General features: G+C 41.2%; 16 protein-coding genes. 9 read left to right on the plus strand and 7 right to left on the minus strand.

From position 1 onward, the window contains the following. The first annotated feature begins 2 nt into the window (after positions 1–2). From ACFQZ9_RS20720 to ACFQZ9_RS20745, 6 genes are all read left to right on the plus strand, one after another. A complete protein-coding gene (locus ACFQZ9_RS20720; protein WP_498945161.1) occupies positions 3–2,129 on the plus strand; it encodes a methylmalonyl-CoA mutase family protein in 2,127 nt (708 codons plus the stop codon). Then, complete coding sequence (gene scpA, locus ACFQZ9_RS20725) at positions 2,126–4,282, plus strand: methylmalonyl-CoA mutase (RefSeq protein WP_498945162.1); 2,157 nt, start codon at positions 2,126–2,128, stop codon at positions 4,280–4,282. The genes ACFQZ9_RS20720 and scpA overlap by 4 nt, the downstream gene beginning before the upstream one ends. Then, a complete protein-coding gene (gene meaB / locus ACFQZ9_RS20730) occupies positions 4,258–5,328 on the plus strand; it encodes an ArgK/MeaB family GTPase (RefSeq protein ID WP_498945163.1) in 1,071 nt (356 codons plus the stop codon). Before scpA ends, meaB begins: the two co-directional genes overlap by 25 nt. Continuing rightward, positions 5,303–5,761, plus strand: coding sequence for a VOC family protein (gene mce / locus ACFQZ9_RS20735; RefSeq protein ID WP_498945164.1), 459 nt, complete (start codon positions 5,303–5,305; stop codon positions 5,759–5,761). Before meaB ends, mce begins: the two co-directional genes overlap by 26 nt. After that, positions 5,745–7,295, plus strand: a complete 1,551-nt coding sequence (locus ACFQZ9_RS20740; RefSeq protein ID WP_498945165.1) for an acyl-CoA carboxylase subunit beta — start codon at positions 5,745–5,747, stop codon at positions 7,293–7,295. Before mce ends, ACFQZ9_RS20740 begins: the two co-directional genes overlap by 17 nt. Positions 7,296–7,364: 69 nt before the next feature. Next, complete coding sequence (locus ACFQZ9_RS20745; protein WP_498945166.1) at positions 7,365–8,540, plus strand: thiolase family protein; 1,176 nt, start codon at positions 7,365–7,367, stop codon at positions 8,538–8,540. A gap of 117 nt (positions 8,541–8,657) precedes the next feature. Here the strand turns inward: ACFQZ9_RS20745 and ACFQZ9_RS20750 are convergent, their stop codons facing one another. Next, a complete protein-coding gene (locus ACFQZ9_RS20750) occupies positions 8,658–9,806 on the minus strand; it encodes an ATP-binding protein (protein ID WP_498945167.1) in 1,149 nt (382 codons plus the stop codon). A gap of 418 nt (positions 9,807–10,224) precedes the next feature. Between ACFQZ9_RS20750 and ACFQZ9_RS20755 the strand changes: the two genes are divergently transcribed. The 3 genes from ACFQZ9_RS20755 to ACFQZ9_RS20765 are packed head-to-tail and all read left to right on the plus strand — an operon-like array spanning position 10,225 to position 13,926. Continuing rightward, positions 10,225–11,352, plus strand: coding sequence for a GerAB/ArcD/ProY family transporter (locus ACFQZ9_RS20755; protein ID WP_498945168.1), 1,128 nt, complete (start codon positions 10,225–10,227; stop codon positions 11,350–11,352). Then, positions 11,318–12,778 (plus strand): spore germination protein, encoded by a 1,461-nt coding sequence (locus ACFQZ9_RS20760; protein WP_498945169.1) that lies wholly within the window; start codon positions 11,318–11,320, stop codon positions 12,776–12,778. Before ACFQZ9_RS20755 ends, ACFQZ9_RS20760 begins: the two co-directional genes overlap by 35 nt. Next, the gene (locus ACFQZ9_RS20765) at positions 12,775–13,926 is read left to right on the plus strand and encodes a Ger(x)C family spore germination protein (RefSeq protein WP_498945170.1); all 1,152 of its coding nucleotides are present in this window, start codon (positions 12,775–12,777) and stop codon (positions 13,924–13,926) included. The genes ACFQZ9_RS20760 and ACFQZ9_RS20765 overlap by 4 nt, the downstream gene beginning before the upstream one ends. 216 nt (positions 13,927–14,142) lie before the next feature. Here ACFQZ9_RS20765 and ACFQZ9_RS20770 read toward each other — a convergent pair whose 3' ends face one another. The 6 genes from ACFQZ9_RS20770 to ACFQZ9_RS20795 all read right to left on the minus strand — a co-directional run bounded on the left by ACFQZ9_RS20770 (position 14,143) and on the right by ACFQZ9_RS20795 (position 21,895). Beyond that, complete coding sequence (locus tag ACFQZ9_RS20770) at positions 14,143–15,240, minus strand: Ger(x)C family spore germination protein (protein ID WP_498945171.1); 1,098 nt, start codon at positions 15,238–15,240, stop codon at positions 14,143–14,145. Then, entirely contained in the window at positions 15,237–16,337 is a 1,101-nt protein-coding gene (locus ACFQZ9_RS20775) for a GerAB/ArcD/ProY family transporter (protein ID WP_498945172.1), read from the minus strand. The genes ACFQZ9_RS20770 and ACFQZ9_RS20775 overlap by 4 nt, the downstream gene beginning before the upstream one ends. Then, positions 16,337–17,776 (minus strand): spore germination protein, encoded by a 1,440-nt coding sequence (locus tag ACFQZ9_RS20780; RefSeq protein WP_498945173.1) that lies wholly within the window; start codon positions 17,774–17,776, stop codon positions 16,337–16,339. The genes ACFQZ9_RS20775 and ACFQZ9_RS20780 overlap by 1 nt, the downstream gene beginning before the upstream one ends. A 320-nt stretch (positions 17,777–18,096) precedes the next feature. Further along, positions 18,097–19,194, minus strand: coding sequence for a GerAB/ArcD/ProY family transporter (locus ACFQZ9_RS20785; RefSeq protein ID WP_498945174.1), 1,098 nt, complete (start codon positions 19,192–19,194; stop codon positions 18,097–18,099). 33 nt (positions 19,195–19,227) lie between these two features. Further along, positions 19,228–20,421, minus strand: coding sequence for a Ger(x)C family spore germination protein (locus ACFQZ9_RS20790; RefSeq protein ID WP_498945175.1), 1,194 nt, complete (start codon positions 20,419–20,421; stop codon positions 19,228–19,230). After that, positions 20,411–21,895, minus strand: a complete 1,485-nt coding sequence (locus ACFQZ9_RS20795) for a spore germination protein (protein WP_498945176.1) — start codon at positions 21,893–21,895, stop codon at positions 20,411–20,413. Before ACFQZ9_RS20795 ends, ACFQZ9_RS20790 begins: the two co-directional genes overlap by 11 nt. Between the last annotated feature and the right edge of the window lie 215 nt (positions 21,896–22,110).

Raw genomic sequence — 22,110 nt, forward strand, 5'->3', positions numbered from 1 at the left:
CCATGAACGTGAAAAGTGAAATTCCTAAAATTAAACAACATTTGTTTGATGATTTTCCCACACCGACATTTCAACAATGGAGAGAAGTGGCTGAGAAAACCCTAAAAGGAGCGACTATTGAAGAAAAGCTGGTTACGGATACTTATGAAGGTGTTGCTTTACAGCCATTGTATCGTAAAGAGGATATTGAAAAATATCCTTATTTGTCCACAATGCCAGGAGATTTTCCTTATTTACGCGGCACACATGAATCGGGTTTTCAGCAAGAGCCATGGAAAGTGTGTCAGGAAATCGCCTATTCGAATCCGGAAGAGTTTAATCTGGCAGCACAAAATGATTTGGAAAAGGGGCTGACAATGCTTCATTTAGTACTGAACGAAACTAGATGGTCCGACCCGGCTATAGCATTGCCAGACCAAAAGAAGGTAAATCTTAGTGGTGTTTCAATGGACTCGCTCCAAGATTTTCAACAGGCTTTCCAGGGGATTAACTTAGAAGAGGTCCCGATTTTTATCGAAACCGGGATAAGCGGATTCCCTTTTTTCGCCTCATTTATAGCTTATCTTCAGCAGCAAAATCAAGATTTTAATAGAATAAGAGGCTGTATCGGGATGGACCCAATCGGACAATTAGTTCAAAAGGGAGTTTTGCCATATCCCATCAATCAAGCATTCGAAATGATGTCCGAGATGACAAGGTGGTCGTTGAACCACTCACCGGAACTCAAAACAATTGTGGTCCAAGCCCATCCTTACCATGATGCAGGGGGAAATGCTGTTCAGGAATTGGCTTTTGCCATTGCTACAGGTTTACAATACCTTCGCAATTTGAAGAATCACGACATTTCAATCGATGATGTAGCACAGCGAATATTTTTTTCATTTTCGATTGGTTCCAATTTTTTTATGGAAATTGCAAAATTCAGAGCGGCTCGTTTGTTGTGGGCCAAAATTGTGAAGGAATTAGGCGGTAATGAAAATTCCCAAAAGATGTTCATTCAAGGAAGAACTTCTGCAAGGACGAAAACGATTCATGATCCTTACGTTAACATTCTCCGGGGGACAACTGAAGCTTTTGCCGGAGTTATTGGCGGGGTCAACAGTCTTCATGTTTCTACTTTTGATGAGGCCATTGGATTGCCAGATGAGTTTTCTCGTCGAATCGCAAGGAATACCCATATGATTTTGGATAAGGAAGCAAATTTGTCTAAGGTTACTGATCCTGCGGGAGGTTCATGGTACATTGAAACGTTAACTTATACTTTAGCTGAAAAATCATGGGAACTTTTTCAACAAATAGAAGAACTAGGTGGAATGTACAATGCACTCTTAGAAGGGTTTCCGCAGGATATAGTTTCCAAGACAGCTGATGTAAGAATGGAAAATATCAAAAGCCGGAAAGACAAGATCATTGGTACAAACATCTATCCAAATTTGAACGAGAAAATTGAGAGCCATGATTCCATTTCAGCTAGTAACGATAAAGTTAATTATAACTATTCTACCGTCGATTACTTTTATATAAAAGATGAAATACAAGATTTTATCAATAATCATACCATGGAAAACGCTATTAAAGCGGCAAGCGCCGGTGCATCAATCGATGATCTTTTTCAAGTAATTTGTATTTCAATTGAACAGACTCCTTCTGTTTGTCCTGTCCGTATTCATAGGGGGGCAGAACCTTTTGAGTCTTTACGTGAGGATGCAAAAGAGTACAAGAAAAGAACAGGTCATCACCCGTTAGTATTTGTTGCCAATATCGGATCAGTTTCTAACTATAAAAGCTGGGCAGACTTCGTTACGGAGTTTTTTGAGGTTGGTGGTTTTCATGTAATCCTGCAGGAAAGCTATCAAACGATAACCGAGACAGTGGATCAATTTAGAAGTTCTAATTCCGGCATTGTCGTCATTGTGGGAAAGAATGAGGACTATCTTGAGCTGGTTCCTTCATTGGTAAGAAGCATTAAAGAATATAAAAAAGAAACAGTAGTTGTATTGGCTGGTAATCCATCTGAAAAAGATACAGCCTTGTATATAGAGGCAGGGGTGGATGACTTTATCCATCCGAATGTTAACGCATATGAAAAGTTGGTTGATCTTCAAAAGAAAGGAGGAATAAGAGAATGAACAAAGTAGCTGATTTTACAAAAATGTCATTTCGTGACACTTTTGCTTCACCTATTCCTCAACTACCAAAGGACATGGCTGACAGCTGGAAAACATTAGAGAACATTTCAGTGAAACCTCTTTATACACACGCTGACCTAACGGATATGGAACATTTGGGATTTCTGTCAGGAATGGCGCCGTTCTTGAGAGGGCCGTATCCTGCAATGTATATAAATCAACCATGGACGATAAGACAATATGCCGGCTTTTCCACAGCGGAGGAAAGTAATGCTTTTTACCGCCGGAATTTGGCAGCCGGACAAAAAGGCTTGTCCATTGCTTTTGATTTGGCGACCCACCGCGGCTATGACTCAGATCATCCTCGGGTTGAAGGTGATGTAGGCAAAGCAGGCGTGGCTGTCGATTCCATATTGGATATGAAAATATTATTTGACGGGATACCTTTGGATAAAATGTCGGTATCCATGACGATGAATGGTGCTGTACTTCCAATTTTGGCTTTTTATATTGTAGCTGCCGAGGAACAAGGTGTGCACCAATCACAGTTAACCGGTACCATCCAAAATGATATTTTAAAAGAATATATGGTCCGTAATACCTATATTTATCCGCCTAAGGCATCTATGAGAATTATTGCAGACATCTTCTCCTATACCTCACAAAATATGCCGAAATTTAACAGCATCAGTATATCCGGTTACCATATGCAAGAGGCAGGAGCAACTGCGGATATTGAGCTTGGTTATACATTGGCGAATGGATTGGAATATGTTCGAACCGGACTGAAAGCCGGTATTGAGATCGATTCTTTTGCCCCGAGGTTATCATTCTTTTGGGCAATTGGGATGAATTTTTTTATGGAAGTAGCTAAGATGAGGGCGGCTCGCTTATTGTGGGCAAAACTTATCAAACAGTTTGACCCTAAAAATGAAAAATCAATGGCACTACGTACTCACTCCCAAACATCAGGTTGGAGTTTGACAGAACAGGATCCCTTTAATAATGTAACCCGAACATGCATCGAAGCAATGGCAGCAACATTAGGACATACTCAGTCCTTGCATACGAACGCCCTGGATGAAGCCATAGCCTTGCCGACTGATTTTTCGGCACGGATTGCAAGAAATACACAGCTTTATTTACAAGAAGAAACGGGTATTTGTAATGTCGTCGACCCTTGGGGCGGATCCTATTATGTGGAATCCTTAACACATGAATTGCTACACAAAGCCTGGGAGCATATACAAGAAGTGGAGTCGCTGGGGGGGATGGCAAAGGCGATTGAAACCGGTTTGCCAAAGATGAGGATTGAAGAGGCAGCTGCACGTCGCCAAGCCCTAATCGACTCTAAAAAAGAAACAATTATTGGGGTCAATAAATATCGGTTAGAAAATGAAGATCCTATTGATGTCCTTGAAGTGGATAATGCAGCTGTACGAGAAGCTCAAATTAAGCGTTTACAAGATCTGCGCACAAATCGTGATGAGATAAAGGTACAAGGCGCTCTTAATGCGATAACGGATGCGGCCCGAACAGGAGAAGGAAATTTGTTAGCGCTTGCAATTGAAGCCGCAAGAGCGAGAGCAAGTCTTGGTGAGATTTCTGAAGCCTATGAAAAGGTTGTAGGGCGCCACAAAGCCATTATTCGTTCAATAACTGGTGTGTACAGTGCTGAATATGGTGAAGAGCAAGAAGTCGAAAACGTCCGTCAACAGACTGATGATTTTGAAGCGAGGGAAGGACGAAGGCCAAGAATCATGGTTGCCAAGCTTGGCCAGGATGGTCATGATCGTGGGGCCAAGGTCATCGCAACGGCGTTTGCCGATTTGGGATTTGATGTGGATATCGGTCCGCTGTTTCAAACACCACAAGAAGCAGCACTTCAGGCGGTTGAAAATGATGTTCATGTGATCGGCATCAGTTCCCTGGCTGGCGGCCATAAGACATTGTTGCCAAAGCTAATTTCTGAATTGAAAAAGCTGGATCGGGAAGACATTGTCGTTGTGGCAGGAGGTGTAATTCCAGCCCAGGATTACAATTTCTTACTCGAAAATGGTGCTGCGGCTATATTTGGACCAGGAACCGTTATACCTGTGGCTGCACAAAAGGTGCTGGAAGAAATTAGATGTCAACTCGAGGGCACGGGCTAATGGAGACTCTAGTTAAGCTGCCAAAAAGCTTCTCAGTGGATGGCTATGAGAGAGGAATTCTGCAAGGGAATCGGACCATTCTGGCCAAGGCAATTACCTTAATTGAAAGCAATTTACCAGCTCACAGAGAAGCTGCTCAGAGTCTTTTGACGCGATTACTTCCTAAGACTGGCCGCTCAATCCGGATTGGTATTACAGGTGTTCCAGGAGCAGGAAAAAGTACTTTTATCGAATCATTAGGAAGTATGTTATGCAGGCTTGGTTATCGAGTTGCTGTATTAGCTGTAGATCCTAGCAGTACCAGAACAAAAGGCAGTATTTTGGGTGATAAGACAAGGATGGATTCCTTATCTAGGAATCCCCATGCGTTCATACGGCCTTCCCCTACAGGTGGAACTCTTGGCGGAATTGCCCGCAAAACACGGGAATCCATTCTTTTATGTGAGGCAGCCTGTTACGATGTCATTTTGGTAGAAACGGTGGGAGTGGGTCAAAGTGAGGTAACGGTTCGTTCAATGGTAGATTTTTTCTTACTTATTCTACTGACAGGAGCCGGCGATGAATTGCAGGGAATGAAAAAGGGTGTAATGGAGCTAGCGGATGCCATTATTATCAATAAGGCAGACGGTGATAACAAAATGAAAGCTATTGCTGCCAAAGATGAATATAATAGCATTTTGCACTTTTTAAAGCCATCCACTCCTGGTTGGATCAGTAAGGTATATACCTGTTCTGCATTGGAGGGAGAAGGGATAGAAGAAATTTGGTCGGAAATTAAGGAGTTTCGACAATATACCATTTCGTCCGGTTTCTTTCATGAACGTAGAAAAAAGCAAAAGTTGGATTGGATGTTTAGCATGGTTCACGAGCATCTAAAGTCCAGTTTTTATAACAACCCTGCTGTACAAAATAGTATTCACGAGATAGAACAATCCATTTCGAAGGGGATATTAACAGCGACAATGGCCGCTGAACAACTTTTAGATATTTTCGAAAATAGAACAAAGGGGGTGGCACTTGATGGGTACAGCACTCAAACAGATTGAGCATATAGGGATTGCGGTCAAAAACTTACAGACAACTATCCCCTTTTATACTGATATTCTTGGATTAAAACTTTTAGGAATCGAAACTGTCGAGAGAGAACAGGTTCGAGTAGCGTTTATCGAAATCGGTGAAACAAGACTAGAACTCTTGGAAGCTACTAGCACTGAAAGTGCGATTGCAAAATTCATTGAGAAAAAAGGAGAAGGTATTCACCATATTGCCTTTCAAACAGAAAACTGTCAAAAACAATTGGATTTTCTAAAAAATCAGGGGATTAAGCTGATCAACGAGGTTCCTAAAGATGGTGCGCACGGAAACCTAGTGGCTTTTCTGCATCCCAAGTCAACCAATAGTGTATTGATGGAGTTATGCCAGCATCCTGCAAAGTCAACCAGAGAGGAAGTGGAAAATATCAATGAGCATAGTTTATGAGAAGATCAATGATCTATGGGACAGAAAAAGTAAAATTGAGCTTGGAGGCGGCGACGACCGGATTGATTCCCAGCATAATCGAGGGAAACTTACCGCCAGGGAACGGATTGATTTACTGCTGGATGATAATTCCTTTGTGGAATTGAATCCATTTATTCAGCACCGTGCCACAAACTTTGGGATGGACAAAATGGAAAGTCCAGGCGAAGGAGTTGTAACCGGATACGGAAAAATTAATGGCCGTCTTGTATATGTATTCGCCCAAGATTTTACCGTTTTTGGCGGAGCATTAGGAGAGATGCATGCTGTTAAAATTTGTAAAATTATGGATTTAGCAGCAAAAAATGGTGCCCCTATAATTGGGTTAAACGATTCAGGGGGAGCCCGGATTCAAGAGGGGGTTGTATCTTTAGATGGCTATGGCCAAATTTTTTACCGGAATGCTATCTATTCAGGGGTAGTTCCGCAAATATCCGTCATTATGGGTCCTTGTGCAGGAGGTGCGGTGTATTCTCCAGCCATCACCGATTTTGTGTTTATGGTTGAAAACACCAGTCAGATGTTTATCACTGGTCCAAAGGTCATTGAAACCGTAACCGGAGAAAAAATCTCTGCTGAAAATCTTGGAGGAGCAAAAGTTCATTCCTCAATAAGCGGGTGCTCACATTTCACTGCAGATTCCGAACAAGAGATTTTGGAACAGGTACGTAAACTGATCTGCTTTTTACCACAAAATAATAACGAAACACCAAATGTTCTACAAAACGATGAAGAAAGTGATTGGAGAGAAGAATTGCTTGATTTGGTGCCAATCAGTGGCACAAAGGTGTATGACGTTCGTAAGGTATTGGAACAAGTCCTGGATGACGGTGATTTCGTGGAAGTCCATGCTAACTTTGCGAAGAATATCGTGATAGGGTTTGGAAGAATTGCCGGAAATAGTGTCGGGATTGTAGCCAATCAGCCTAAGGTAATGGCAGGAGGGCTAGACATCAATTCCTCCGATAAACTATCAAGATTCATTAGATTTTGTGATTCCTTTAATATTCCGATCATTACGTTTGAAGATGTGACAGGCTTTTTTCCTGGTGTTAATCAGGAGCACGGCGGCATTATTCGTCATGGAGCAAAAATTCTTTATGCCTATTCAGAAGCAACCGTTCCAAAAATTACAGTGATTCTAAGGAAGGCTTTTGGCGGGGCGTATGTTGCCATGAATTCCAAAGCAATAGGTGCAGATATTGTATATGCTTGGCCTAACGCAGAAATTGCCGTTATGGGTCCAGAAGGTGCCGCGAATATCATCTTTGCCAAAGAAATTAATGAGAGCAATGACCCTGCCATCACGCGGGCTGAAAAAATTGCCGAGTACCGCGATAAATTTGCGAACCCATATGTTGCGGCGTCACATGGGATGGTTGATGATGTAATCGATCCCCGAGAAACAAGGAAAGTGCTGAGACAGTCATTGGAGATGCTTCGAAACAAAAAAGAGGAAAGACCCAAGAAAAAGCATGGTAATATTCCGTTATAAAGTTTGAGTTTTTTAATAGGTTACGGAAATTGGCAAACTAAAATTTTAATAGAAAATGAGGGATACAAAATGCAAAATGTATACTTGGTAGAGGCTCTTAGAACACCGATTGGAAGTTTTGGCGGCTCAATGAAGGAGGTTAGTGCAGTAAAACTGGCAACTGATGTCGTGGAGGAGGTATGGAAACGATCCGGTCTTGCAGGGGAATGTATTGATGAGGTAGTACTTGGCAATGTATTAAAAGCAGGACTTAAAGGGAATCCAGCCAGACAGGTTGCGATTCATTCCGGACTACCTGTATCAGTACCAGCCATTACCATCGATAAACAATGTGCATCAGGATTGCGCGCGATTACATTAGCCTATCACCAGATTCTTGCTGGAGATTCCAATGTAGTGATGGCGGGGGGAACAGAAAGCATGAGTAATGTCCCGCATTTACTGCTAAATGCCAGATGGGGAAATAAAATGGGAGATTTAAAGACCGTGGATGCCATGTTTCACGATGGTCTTCATTGTGCAATTGAAGGTTATCATATGGGGATTACAGCTGAGAACTTGGTTGATCGTTATCAAATTTCACGGGAAGAACAAGATGTTTTTGCTCTGGAGAGTCAAATTAAAGCCCTTAAAGCTCAAGAACAAGGTAAATTCCAAAATGAAATCATCCCTATTTCGATTAAAAACAAGAAAGGTACCAGTTTCTGTATAGAGGATGAAAACATCAAAACTACTAGTCTAGAGAAATTACAAAATCTGAGGCCAGCGTTTAAAGAGAATGGAACGGTGACAGCTGGTAATGCTTCCGGGTTAAATGATGGGGCCGCCGCCGTAATCGTCGCTTCTGAACAAGCAGTAAAGGAATACGGTTTAAAGCCGCTTGCCAGAATTCGTTCCGTTGCTAGTGCTGCCGTGCCTCCTTCTATTATGGGGATTGGACCGGTGCCGGCAACACAGAAAGCCTTGGAGAGAGCAAACCTTACCATACAGGATATTGAACTGGCTGAATTAAATGAAGCATTTGCCGCACAAGTGCTAGCGGTAAATAAGGAATTAGGTTTACCAGAGGAAATTATAAATGTGAATGGAGGGGCAATTGCATTGGGCCACCCTATCGGATGTTCCGGTGCCCGGATTGTCGTTACCTTAGTTCATGAATTAAGACGGCAAAAGAAACAAATTGGATTAGCGTCGCTATGTGTCGGGGGCGGGCAAGGCGTATCGATCATTGTTGAAGCGGTATAAATTTCTAAATATTAAGGCTCCGAATCGTTTTCGGAGCCTTAGGGCATTTATTCATTAATATGTTAAAGTTGCTTCGGAAGAAACCAATTCAGAAAAATAAAGCTGGAAATTCCAGCTTTATTTGTTTATCACTTTCTCATTAATTGATGGAAAAAGTAACGTAATGCCTGTCCCTTTTCCCTGTTCACTTGTTACACAAACTTTTCCTTTCATCATCTCAACAATTCGGTAAACAACCATCATACCAAGGCCTGTCCCTTTACCATCTTTTAACGAAAAGTACGGCTCTCCAAGCCGATTTTTCTGTTCTGCGGTCATACCGATACCTTCATCTTTAATGGTGACTTTAATGGTGGAGTCTGTTTGAAAACTAGTAATCGTCAGCTCACCGCCTTTTGGCATTGCTTCAATACCGTTTTTTAGGATGTTAATCAACACCTGCTGGAACATCCCTCGATTGCCCTTAATACTGCAAGAATTGATTTCCTTTTTTAATTGCACGCCATTCATGCTTGCGAGCGGCTCGATAAGTTGTAAAGATTTTTCGATTTCTTCTTTTATCTCGAATTCTTCCATATTTTCCGGTGCAGGCTTGGCAAACATCAAATAATCTCGGATGATGCTATTCGCCCTGTCCAACTCTTGCAGTGCGATACTAATGTATTCCATTTGTCTTTGATCGACATCTTTCATTTCACCAAGAAGTTGCATGAATCCTCTTGCCGTCGTAAGCGGATTTCTCACTTCGTGGGAGATACTGGCTGCCAAGTGGCTGACCACTTCCTTTTTTTCCATTTTCACAACTCTGTTCAATAAAGCATGCTGTTGCCGTACGGATTCAAGAATATAGCCAAAGACATAAATTCCTCCAGCTTGGCTGAATATATAGGCGAGACAGAAAAGGGCGGTATAGGAAATATGGTAAAAATAATAAACGCACGCCAACCACCAGATGCTGATAAACAGCATAAACATGGTAAGAAAGTGCAGTCTCTCTTTCATCGGATAGGATTGAAAGCGTTTGCGAAATAAAATAAACAGGAGACAAAATAGAAGTACCGTTGAAATGGTGAGCCATAAATAATCGTTACCCTCAATAAATCGGAGGACAAGGAACAGGAATAGGAAAAAAAACCAAATTTTGAGAAACCTCATTGCATAGAAACATCCGAAAGCCAGGGGGATCAAACTCAGGTTAAAGATAAATCCGTCTCCCAATTCGATTGGAAATAGGATGTTCGCGGCAATCATTACACTAATCATCATAAAGACCGCTCTTTCGATTTGAAGCTGCTCAAGATTTCTTCTATATAAAGTGTATTGTAGAAATAGGATATTGAACAATATAGCGAGTATATTAATCAAAACATGTGTAGTGTTCTCCATTATAGATGACGCTCTCTTTCTACAATTATATAGGTGTTATCAAGGCTGTGTTTTCTACAAGAGGGTGGCATAAGTACAGTAAACATAATAGTAGATTCCTAATGCTATCATTTCACATTAATTATAAATGAATATAAATCTATTGAAAATTTAATAAAACTAATCAGATTGTTAGTAAAACTAATAAGTAGAGTCTTTATTTAATACGTAAAATTCCCATGCTTTTGACAATGGCAATATACATAGTTTTACATACTTTGGATAAAACTAACAGAAATACAACATCATGGTGGTGCACATGCAAAACTTAACAAAAATCCTGATTCCAAGGCAACTTTTCCTGTTGCTCGTTCTTTCTACGGGTTTGATGAACCATGTTATTCTGATTCCAAACCTACTAACTGTCGCTGGTCGGGACAGCTGGCTGAGCGTGATTGCCGCCTATCTCATCGCCCTCTTGTCTTTGCCAATCATTTATTTTATCCTGAAGAACTCCCCGGATGGTGGTTTCTTTCCGGCGGTCAGGCACCGGTTTGGAGCCTTTTTTTCTGTGCTCCTTTCGGTTCCCGTCATACTTTTTCTGCTCATCAGCACGTATATCACGTTCCGGGATTTTATGGTATGGCTGAAATCCTATTTTTTAGCGGACTATTCAGAATTCATGATTAAAATCCTGTTGTTGGTACTATGCTTCATCATCACGCTAGCCGGGATTAAGGCCATGGCGATTACCAGCGGATTTTTGGTTCCTTTCGTGGTTTTGTTTGGCATATTCATTGCCATCAGCAACACGAGCATGAAAGAGCCAGGTTATTTGTTTCCCGTTTTAGCGGAAGGGTTCAGCCCCTTTTGGAAGGGAGTCGTCTTATCACTTTCAGGCCTGCTTGAGATGTACCTGGTGATTTTGCTGCAGCCATTTTCACAAGCGTCCATCAAGTTCAGGCAGCTGTTCATTCTAGTTACGTTCCTAACTATTTTGATTCTTGGTCCTCTTACGGCCGCCATTATGGAGTTTGGGCCGCAGGAAGCGATCCAGCTCCGTTATCCTGCCTATGAGGAGTGGCGGATTTTAAGCATCGGAGAGTACATAACGCATCTTGATTTTTTGGCCCTTTATCAGTGGATGTGCGGCGGACTGACACGGATCAGTTTGTTCATGTATCTCATTGGGACGCTTCTCACCGGGAAAACTCGTCATTACCGTCTTCATCCTGTTCTTGTCGGTGTTCTTTATCTCATTTTGTTCGTCCTGATGATGATTCCATGGGAGACCTATAATTTCAACAAGGCTGTCCTTCTTTACGTCCTGCCGTCATGCATGGTGTTTTTCCTTACTTACACGCTGGTTTCGGCACTGCTTCTGTTCATCCTAAAGAGAAAGGAGGGCCAACATGAGAAGAAAAACGGAGCTGAACCCGCTTCCTGACAGAAACTTAGAGGAAAAGGCAAAAGACTTGAAGAAGCTGTTCAAAGGAAGCCAGGACCTTTTGTCAATTCCTCACAAGACGCGGGATGAATCCTATGAAATCCTCTATTTTAACAGTTTGGTCGACCAAAATTATCTTGATCAGTACATTTTACCGAAATTCATTGCGTTCGAAGGGCAAGTACCCGACCAGGCGCTTCCGCTTCTCTTTCAGGCAAAGAACGTATCAGATAATACTGTCGAGGAAATATCCCGGCTGCTTCTTGCAGGAAACGTCTTGTTTCTATTGGAACATTCCTTCTTCGCCATTCACGCTGGGTCTCTGCCGAAACGTACCCCGGAAGAGTCCGCCATTGAGACATCGATCAGAGGGCCGAAGGACGGATTCGTGGAAGACATCCGGACCAACATCTCCCTGATCCGCCGTAGGCTTAATACCCCTTCCTTATGCCTAGAGGAATACAGTATTGGCAAAAGAAGCAACACAAAAGTGGTTCTCATGTATATGGAGGACCTGATTGACCAGAGGGTACTTGACGAAATCCACATGCGCCTGGAGAAAACCAATCTCGATATATTGACGAGCATCTATGCACTTGAGTCATATGTACGGGACAGGCCTTATTCCATCTTTCCAAGCATGGACTATTCCGGGAGACCGGATTTTATCGTTCAGGCGCTGAATCAAGGGCGCTTTGCCCTCATTGTGGACGGGAACCCTACCGTTTCCTATGCTCCAGTCTCTATGTTGGTGATGGTCAAGTCTCCGGAGGACTCGTATATAAGCTATGCCTATGTGTCTATGGAACGGATGCTTCGGCTGGCAGGCCTGCTCATATCTGCTTTCTTGCCCGGGTTGTGGGTTTCATTTTCTTCCTTCAATATCGAACAGATTCCTTACTTCCTGTTGGCGACCATTTCCATCTCGCGGTTTGGAATTCCCTTATCCACGCCAATTGAGATGGCCATTATCCTGCTCTTGTTTGAAATGTTCAATGAAGCAGGCGTCCGACTTCCAAGGGCCATCGGTCAAACTGTCGCAGTATTAGGTGGACTTATTGTGGGGGATGCCGCAATCCGGGCGGGCTTAACATCCCCCACCATGCTGGTCGTGGCAGCGATCACATTCGTGGCGAATTTTACCTTGGTGAGTCAATATTTATCGACTGCCATTACCATTTTGCGTTTTATCATTCTTCTGTTTGGCACGTTATTCGGATTATTCGGGGTCCTTGCCGGCATAATCTTGACCATACTTTATCTTTCAACTATCACTTCCTTCGGGGAACCGCTCCTCGGGTCGCTCGCCCCGTTTAAGCTAAGTGAAGCGTTCCGGTCGTTCATGATGGCACCACGCCAATGGTATAATTCCAGAACAGACGCAACAAGTCCGGAAGACACTACTAGGCAGGAGGACCGGTCATGAGGGAGAAATGGATGGTTGCCATTTTGTCTGCTTGCCTGCTGTTATCCGGATGCACCGGTTTAAAGGATATCCAGGATTTGAACTATATTGTGGCGATCGGGATGGATTATGACGAGAAGAAAGGGGAATATATCACCTATCTGCAGTCGCTGAATTTTGCGGAGGTAGCCAAGCAGGAGGGCGGGAGACCAACCGGGCCCATCCCGGCTTTTGTTGCCAAAGCCAAGGGGAAAACGTTGAATCTGGCCGTCAGCCATCTCTATAAAAAGTCAGAGCCGCCTTTGTTTTTCGGGCACGTAATCACCTTCGTCATAAGTAATCATCTTGTGGACCACAAATTTCGGGAAGTCGTGGAGGAAATCGAACGTAATAAGTCCCTCCGTCACACAATGCGGATTGTGATAGCAGAAGATCCCATCCAGGATGTGTTCCAGGCCAAAGCCTTATTTGATTATCCTGCCCCCTATACAGTTATGTTTCGAAAAGGAGGGAACAGGGCCTATCTGGACTCTCTGAAACCGATGCTGGCACTACAATTTTTAAGGGAATATTTTGAACCTATGGGAGTGGCGAAAATCCCCATGGTCAAGATCGATCACAACACCTGGAAAGCAGAAAAGAAGTATCCCGTTCTTTTTTTCAATGGATGGGCCGTCTTTCAAAACCGGAAGCATATAGCTAACCTCCCCTTTAAAGACTCCCTCTACATGGAGTGGCTTACGGAAAAGAAGAATTCCGTTGAAGAGGAGGTAAACGAACACGAAAAGCTTTTGGCAGCTGTTAAGCTCGACTCTCCCAAAATGAAAGTGAAATATATGAAAGGGACGGCTTCCCCTGTGTTCTCCGTCGAACTTTCGGTGAAAGGAGATTTGCTTGAAAAAATCGAGGATGTTTCTATCACGAAATTAAATCGGATCATTGCAGCGGATACGAAAAAGAAAGTCGCTGCCCTATATAAGGAAGGAATCCAACAGCAGGCCGACCTATTGAACGTGGGAAAAAAGTGGTACCGCCGCCATCCAAAATCCTTTCATGAATTAGAAAAATCTGGTACGTTCTACCTGGATGAGAGTTCCTTGAAGAGCATCAAGGTTAAGGCGGAAATTTCTCATTTTAACACCTATAAATATTACAAGAGGGAGGAGTAGGTAGTAGGTTGATTTTGAACTATAAATGTAAAAGGAGTCCCAAAGCTTTGTTATTGGGACTCTCAAGCTGCTCAACTCCTATTATAAAGACCCAGGTTTAGTCCAGTCACGGTCAACTGTAAGAAATTCATAAAAAGAATGGAGGCGAATTTTCAATACTAAAAACCTTGTGAAACTTCCAAAAGGTTTCTTTATCACATGTATGCCGAATATCTTTTAGAACATGACTCCAGAATTTAAAATCTGAAGTTTGACTTCAGGACGAATCTTTAATCTTGGATATTCCTTTCTCCAGTTCATCTTACTCCATTCCTCATGATGATAAGCATGAAGTTCACGCGCGAATCCTAGATAGTCACAATTCGCCTTCTGTAAAGTCTGGATTGCTTGAAGCGCTTGAAAATTTATTTCATTTGTCAGCTTCTTCTCTAGTTTGTTCAGCTTTGTTTGTGTCAGTGGATTATTGTTTGTATGTGTATCCAGTATTTGAGCTTGTATTTTTAAAGGCAGCATGATTTCAGTAACCTTATTATCCTTGGCGTTGACTACAATTTTTTTGCGGGCCTTTTTTACCAATACATCGTAAGTGGCTCCGTTCAAATCTACGATGAGATGAATGCCCGACCCTGCGACTCCTTTCATTAGCAAAACTATTTTTGTCAGAGTTGGGGACAAATCTACTCCTGAGTACCTTCCAGCCCGAAATAATGCCGAACCATTCAGCTGAATATTATCGCCTTTGGACTGAATTAACGGCAATGCAACATCAACATATGGGTCTTTTTTTGCAAAAAGAAACCGGAGCAGCGTCTCTTTGGGAATGAAGTGAATAAACTCGGCCTCTTTTATTAAATTAGTTAAATAATTTGCACTCGTTTTTTTCTTTAGTTCTTTTTTTGTAAGAAGTTTGGAAACTTCTCCGTCATACACAACAACACTTGATGTTAACGGGCAGGTGGCGACCTGTCCTAATATTTTCATTTTCTCAATCGGGTTGTCGGATGCGAACGATTTACTAATGATATACATACGGGCTTGATTAAAAGCCAGCGTTCCAGGTGCCCTGAAATCTGCGGTTTCAATGGCGTCTGCTAAACTAGATCCTTGAGTCGTAGTCAATTCCATTTCCGGCTTTCCTCCACCCTGATGCGCTTCAGATAGTGAGGAAATAGCGAGGCTTAATTTCATATCTTCGGACCTATTTGCCTTGTCAAATCCAATCACATCAATCATTTGGAGGTTCTTAAAATTTTGCTGATCCCAGCATCCGCTTAACATAAGCAAAATTAAAAAGGAGAGTGTAAGTTTTTTCAAATATTTCTCCCCCTCAAACGTGAAACTTTAGGTATGAGCAATAATAGGAGAGGTATGAAAACTATACAAACTACGCTCATTATTTCATATGGTTTCCCAGATACGGCATTTATCAGATTTCCTTCTGGCATCCAGCAGCCAATAGTAAAGCAGATTCCTGTGCATATCCAAACCCATAGGACATGCTTTTCCTTGTGAACAGCTCCAATATGGCATACTGCTCTAGCGGCCAAAAAAAGATACACATATACGGTAGCTGCAAGAATGGAAAACCAAAATGAAATAAACAACATATCTATGCTTTGCACAACATCCCATTGTAATTGCTTTAATATGAATACGGTTGGTTCTGGTATGCTGCTCATTTGGTCGGGGGTGAAGTTTAAAGCACAAATCAAAATAACCGTCACATAAAATAGGGTTGTCAAGCCATTTGCCCAAGTCATCGCTCCCAGAAGCTTTCTACTGCTTTGGCTTTTTACAAAAGGGAATGCATACAAGAGCAGGTCATATCCAAAACCAGCACTGTAGACTTGAAATACACCGCTTGCAAATGATGAGCCTCCGCTGTGCCCTATAGGTAAAACATTACGGACATCTGCTTCTTTAAGTCCGCTAACTACTATCGTTAAATATCCTACAAAGAGAATGGGTACTAGTGAAAGACTGATAAAAGACTGCAATCGCAATGACGACATGGCCGCATAACCGCAAGCGACGAAAATTAGGAGTAGCAGCACCCACCAGGGCGTCTTAGGCAAGACCCATCTGCTTAGCTTATCAATATATAGCAGTGCGACAATGAGCGCACTATAGGAAAAGTAAACTGCATAAAGGAGGGTTAAGACACCGCCAATCGATTTGCCTACAATCGTATAAACATATTGAAAGATATGCTGATCTGGATGACGTTTTCCAAGCTTCCAAATTAGCATAATACTTAATTGAGAGGCGACTCCTCCGATAAGAGCAGCCATCCATCCATAAATACCTGCATATTTTGCCTCTACGTAAGGCAAAGACAAAATTCTGCTGCCTATTTGCATGAGTAGAACAAGGAATAGAAGATGCCGGTTGGAAATAGACTCTTCCCTCATCATTCCTTCCACCCTTCTGGATTTCCCAGTCGCTGCCGATTGATTGGAGCAGCTTCCTTCGGACGTTTTCTTAAGCTCCACATAGGCGCCCTAATAAGCGTATCTTTCACTCCGCTGTCCGCGAACGCCGGATAATAATAAGGAAGACCCATAGTGTTCATTCGGCACAAATAAATATTCAGCATAAGAAAAGAGAAAACAAGTCCCACAAGCCCAAAAAGCGCTGAAAGCAAGATCACTGGTATGTTAAGGAGTCTGATGGAGTTGCTCATTTCGTAAGAGGGTATGAGATATGACGCCATGCCAGTAAACGCTGCGACAACGACAGCAGTATTAGAAATCAAATTGGACTGGACGACCGCTGTTCCAATGATAATGCCTCCCACTACTCCTACAACTTGCCCTATAGGACTTGCGAGCCGCACGGCTGCTTCTTTTAATATTTCAAGCGCAACAAGTAAGAGTATCACCTCAGACGCGGGATGAAACGTGATATACTTTAATGCGCCTTGAACAGTCAAAGCCATATTCATTGGAAGAATGTATGAGTGAAATACAACAAGTGAAGTATATAATCCGGGTAATCCGAGAGCAATAAAAAAGCAGGTGATACGCAACATTCTGATAGCACTGCCAATCAACCAATTGATTTGATAATCGTCCGGAGATTGAAAAAAAGCCCAGAACGATACCGGCATTATTGAAGCATCAGGAGATCCTTCCATAATGATAGCGGCTTTGCCTTCCATCAAATACGCTCTCGTCCGATCTAAACGCTCAGATGTCAGCATTTGCGGAAATAAACTAAATCGTTTGTCTTGGACGAATTCCTGGATGAACCCAGGGGCGTAAATACTATCAATATCTACTTTTTGCAGTCTTTTTTCAATTAAGTTAGTAACTTTCGGATTTGCAATCCCTTTAATGTAAATGACTGAAACCTTGGTTTGCGAAACACGTCCTATGGTGAAATACTTAACGACAAGATCGGGTGAGGCAATCCGTTTCCTAAGTAAATTGAGGTTCGTTTCCAAATGTTCCACGAAGGCTTCTCTTGACCCCCGAAGCACCCGTTCATTCGTAGGAAAATTAATCTGACGCCCTTTGTGTAACTCAGTTCCGAGAAGTAATAAAACACTATCTCCATCCATTTGCAAAACCGTCTTCCCTTGTACGAGGGCCTTCACGGCCTCATCCAAGTCTTCGGTCTCCTTCATATCCTGGACGGTGATAACTTCTTTGGTATTCGCATCAGGTCTTATTGATAATGGCTTTACAATATGTTCCTGAAAAACCTGCGAATCGACCATCGTATCCAAGTAAAAAAGCGAATATTCGTATTGTGGAAAGCTCATTGTTTTCATCTTTAAATCCGAGCTGAAAGTAAAAGCTTCCTGGAAATAGTGGTAAGTGCCTTGAATGGAAAAACTATTCTTCATAAACTTTTCCCCTCATAATATTGAAATTGCTCTTTTAACTTTGCCCAACACTAACTGGAACTATACAAATATTATGGCCTAGTGTGAAGGAGCTCTTTATTCCATGGAGACCTTTTCTAATAAAAGAAAAATTTGTTGAATGATAATTTAAACTCTAGGGTTGCAAGAGTTAAAGAGCATCCGCCATAATGGTGGCTTATCCTTTCTATATAGAGGGAGAAGTTCATTTTGATAAAGTTACTCTCGTAAACAACTCAACAAAATTGGCTGTAGACCGAATCAATAAGCAAATGCAAAAAATGAACAATTAGAGCCCTTATTTAAATTGATTTTAAAATGTGTTTTTTTACAAATAAACAAATGACCAAGATACCTGGAATGATAAATTGCAATGGGATGTGGAGATAAAGCGGAACAATTTTCAATCCAATGAACAAGTGTTGAATAATGTTTTTCGACAATGTAAAAGTGAATAAAAAGGTTAGGACCGCTGTTACCATGATTCGCCGATTTGGCTTTGTCTTTGGAAATATGTTCGCAAGAATCATAAGCCCGCCGTACATAAATATTGAGATTTTAACAAATCCACCGATAAGGTTGAGGATGACCGCAAAAATCTCCATGTGTGGCAGAAATTCTACGACGCTAGTCAGTTCCAAAGCCTTCACAAAAGGAAATACATACATGTTGACTGTTTCAGAATTTAACAAGCCCAGTATCATTTCTCCGGCTAGAAGCAAGAGCATTCCGGTTGTGCACACAGAAATCCAACCGTATTTTCGTAAAGACTTTTTATTGTTAGCATATGGAAATAGCATCGTAAATACGATGAGCTCGCCATACGGGAAAGTTAATCCGGTTGGAAAAACGGAAGAGAAAATATTCTTCCAGCTCGTCCGGAATACGGGAGTTAATTGGCTAAATTCAAAATAAGGAGATAGGTATCCAAAAGCCATAAGAATAAAAATGAAAAAACCTGAAAAAGCGCATAAAATCACTGAACTTCTGGCGGTAGCTTCGATGCCAAGATAACAACTATACGAAACCACCAGTAGAAGTGTGATAGATATAATCACAAAGGGGATGTTGTGAAAAAGCACTTGAGAGACGAAAAAGGAGAAATCCTTTAACACTCTTCCTGCAATGTATATAAAGTATAGACAATATATAAATCCTAGTAGTTTGGAAATCCATCTTCCAAACCCAAGTTCCATAAGTTGGATTAAATTTCCCCATTTTCCGATTGAGTGAAGCATCAGATAAAAATAAAAAATCCCTATACCAAAGCCTAACGACAACAAAATTGTAATCCAAACATCTTGTTTCGTTTCGAAGTTCCAACCTACGACAATAGTACTTCCAAGCAAAAAGTTAATCATTAAGGAAAATATTTCAATTGGCGCTAATCTTACCATCATCCCATTTATTCCCTTCCATGTATAGAGTCCGTATTATTGCGATGAAATTTCTCCGGTTTCTAAAATATCAATCCTAACTTTTGTATGAATCGGTATGGATGAATAGACGGAATCCCAATTATTTTTTATCCGGTTCCACCGATCTGGTTGTTTTCTATACATAGTTTCTGCGAATCCATTGATATCGGTTTTTTTATTTTGCGTTTTCTTTATCAGCCGATTAATCTGATTTTGAAGTGCTTGTTCTGCATCTTGTTCTAATCGGTCAATGTTTTGGACAGTCGAAGTGTCCATTTTGCACGACACATCCTCTAGTTTACCTTTTATTTGAACCTGAAGAAGATAGGTTGGAAATCCCTTTTTAGTTTGTAATTTAATATCTAGTTTACTTTTAACATCCTTCCACGTTAAATATCCAGACTTTTTACGGCACTTCGTTACCAATGTAGTTTTCTGTATATTTGTTCGGGTTAACGCAAATAGGTTGCTTTCCGATGAAGAAAGCCAGTATGATAATCTTTGATGCTTAAAAACGGCTAATCCACCCAATTCTAATATCGTATCTGGCGACGCTTTTTCGATATTACTTTTCGAAATTCCCTTTGAGAGTGAACCCTTTAGTGCGATATATGGGATGGTTAGTTCTGTCCTATTCTGCTTTAATAACCCCATTATTTTGTCAGCCGTCATATTCGAGAGTTCACCCCAGGAATCTTGTTTTAAATCCAGCATTTCATCAAATCTGTTTCCTGAAATTTTTTGAACTGGGGTAAAGATTTGAAGAAGCTTATCTGGATTTACTCCTTTGGATATGACCATCCTTATATTGGAAGGGAAATTAGCTTCCCGTAAAAAGTATTGGGTAAGGGGAGAAATTCCTTCAGATTTTACTAATGCTTCCCCTATAACGACCACTTCCATACTATCCAAGAAAATCGACCGTGGCATTCTATTTTGAATAAGTTCAATAGCTTCAGGAATTGTACGACCCTCCGCACTGTATGTATACGCACCTTGTTCCGCTGTTCCTTCTTTACTGTTAGATGCTGGATTATAGATTTGTAAGGTTGTAATATATCCACTCTTACTTTTATCAATACCGATCGCGGAAATAATGTAAATTTTATTCAATGTGCTGTCTTGAGCAAATTCGCCGATGATATTAGCGATTACTAATCCTATTATCAGAATTAGGGTAATATTTGATTTCGTATGTTTACGCTTCATCTGTCTCTTCCACCGTTTCTTCCTTCATGTAACGGGACTCATCATTTGTCATTTCTACCTGTGACAATTGAATCGCGCTGTCTTTTAAATCATGAGCAACAAGTGGAGCAAAAGGAGATAAATAGGGGACTCCGAAGCTCCGTAAGGAAGTTAGATGAAGCAGTAAAACAAGTGACATTAACGCAATTCCGTAAAAACCGAGAGCTGCGCCCGCACTAATAAAAACAAGAGTGATTGTTGCTGCCGGTGTTCGCATCGAGAAAATTGGGACCACACTGACTAAAATATACGTAATACAAACGATTACTAAGCTGGCTGGTTCAACTAATTGTGATTCAATAGCCGACTGACCCAATACAATTCCTGCGAAAATGGACACCGTAATGGCAATATTTTGCTGCAGGCGCGAGGAACTTTCGTTTATGGCTATGGTCACAATAATCAAAACAGATACTTGTAATGCGGATGGAAATGGTACCAATTCTCTTTGTGAAACAAACCCCAATAACAGTTTGATAGGCAGCAAATTTGCATGGTAAGTCACAAACGCTACATACACCCCCGGAATATACAAGGCTATAAAATATAAACAACAGCGAAGAAGGCGCTGATTTAAAAGACCAGTTTTCCCTAAATAATAATCTTCGGGCGTTTGGAAAAATTGAACGAGTACTGCAGGAGCGATTAGTACATAAGGTGAGCCGTCAACAAAAATCGCGATTTTCCCTTCCAACATTTCACCCGCTACCACATCGGGTCTATCTGTGTTGAGCATAAGTGGAAAAAAAGATTTGGACTCCTTCGTCAGAACCATCTGAATGTAATTTGTTTCCAGAATTGCATCCAACTGCAGGTTTTCAAGGCGTTCATAAATTGTCTTTAGTATTTCCTTATCCACGATGTTATCAATGTACATGACCGATACATCTGTGTGGGTGTTTGTTCCATATTGCTTGTTGGTTACTCTGATATTAGGATTTTTAATAATTTTCCTTACAAGAGAGATGTTTGTGCTTCTACTTTCGGAGAAACCCACATCAGGTCCTTTCGCGACCCGTTGTCCTTTTGGGCTTTCTATGTTCCGTGTGTTCCATTTAGTTGTATCGGTAGAGAGAAAAGCATTTATTCCTTCAACTATGATAAGGGTTTTGCCTGCCAGCAACTCACTTGAAGCATGTGTCATATCTTCCACGCGTGTTATAGTTTTCGATTGAATGACAGATGATTCCATAAATGTAAGCAGTTCTTCGTCTGTTTTAAAATGAGGTAGGTTATATGTTAATAAAGGTTCTAGTACGTATCGCTGAACTGCATTGGCATCTACAATCTCATCGATGAATAAAATTGCTGCTTTCTTATTTATACCGGTCAAGGTAATTTCTCTTACTTGAAAATCAGAACTCTGTCCCAAAAGGGCAGTTAAGGTTTGGATATTGTAATGCAGAACATTTGATATCTCGTTGTTAAATTTCATTTTTACCACCGGATTTTAGTTTGATTGGTACCTTATTTTTCTTCAGGAGGTAAATTAATATGCTTTAATAAAACTTTTATTTAACTCGGTGCTTTATCACAATAAGGAATAAAGATAATTAGCCTAATAACATTGAAATGCCCCCTAAATGTTAGACACCATTCTAACGTTTAGGGGTTTTTTTATGGCCAAATTTACAGCTGAAGAAAGAATAC

It is taken from the genome of Neobacillus sp. GCM10027624 (assembly GCF_042675345.1).
Lineage (GTDB): Bacteria > Bacillota > Bacilli > Bacillales > Cytobacillaceae > Neobacillus > Neobacillus cucumis_D.

What these genes read in the sequence shown, in the direction of transcription:
- ACFQZ9_RS20720 (WP_498945161.1), top strand. Translation starts at nt 3, where the DNA reads ATGAACGTGAAAAGTGAAATTCCTAAAATTAAACAACATTTGTTTGAT.
- scpA (WP_498945162.1), top strand. Translation starts at nt 2,126, where the DNA reads ATGAACAAAGTAGCTGATTTTACAAAAATGTCATTTCGTGACACTTTT.
- meaB (WP_498945163.1), top strand. Translation starts at nt 4,258, where the DNA reads ATGTCAACTCGAGGGCACGGGCTAATGGAGACTCTAGTTAAGCTGCCA.
- mce (WP_498945164.1), top strand. Translation starts at nt 5,303, where the DNA reads ATGGGTACAGCACTCAAACAGATTGAGCATATAGGGATTGCGGTCAAA.
- ACFQZ9_RS20740 (WP_498945165.1), top strand. Translation starts at nt 5,745, where the DNA reads ATGAGCATAGTTTATGAGAAGATCAATGATCTATGGGACAGAAAAAGT.
- ACFQZ9_RS20745 (WP_498945166.1), top strand. Translation starts at nt 7,365, where the DNA reads ATGCAAAATGTATACTTGGTAGAGGCTCTTAGAACACCGATTGGAAGT.
- ACFQZ9_RS20750 (WP_498945167.1), bottom strand. Translation starts at nt 9,806, where the DNA reads ATGATGATTAGTGTAATGATTGCCGCGAACATCCTATTTCCAATCGAA.
- ACFQZ9_RS20755 (WP_498945168.1), top strand. Translation starts at nt 10,225, where the DNA reads ATGCAAAACTTAACAAAAATCCTGATTCCAAGGCAACTTTTCCTGTTG.
- ACFQZ9_RS20760 (WP_498945169.1), top strand. Translation starts at nt 11,318, where the DNA reads ATGAGAAGAAAAACGGAGCTGAACCCGCTTCCTGACAGAAACTTAGAG.
- ACFQZ9_RS20765 (WP_498945170.1), top strand. Translation starts at nt 12,775, where the DNA reads ATGAGGGAGAAATGGATGGTTGCCATTTTGTCTGCTTGCCTGCTGTTA.
- ACFQZ9_RS20775 (WP_498945172.1), bottom strand. Translation starts at nt 16,337, where the DNA reads ATGAGGGAAGAGTCTATTTCCAACCGGCATCTTCTATTCCTTGTTCTA.
- ACFQZ9_RS20780 (WP_498945173.1), bottom strand. Translation starts at nt 17,776, where the DNA reads ATGAAGAATAGTTTTTCCATTCAAGGCACTTACCACTATTTCCAGGAA.
- ACFQZ9_RS20785 (WP_498945174.1), bottom strand. Translation starts at nt 19,194, where the DNA reads ATGATGGTAAGATTAGCGCCAATTGAAATATTTTCCTTAATGATTAAC.
- ACFQZ9_RS20790 (WP_498945175.1), bottom strand. Translation starts at nt 20,421, where the DNA reads ATGAAGCGTAAACATACGAAATCAAATATTACCCTAATTCTGATAATA.
- ACFQZ9_RS20795 (WP_498945176.1), bottom strand. Translation starts at nt 21,895, where the DNA reads ATGAAATTTAACAACGAGATATCAAATGTTCTGCATTACAATATCCAA.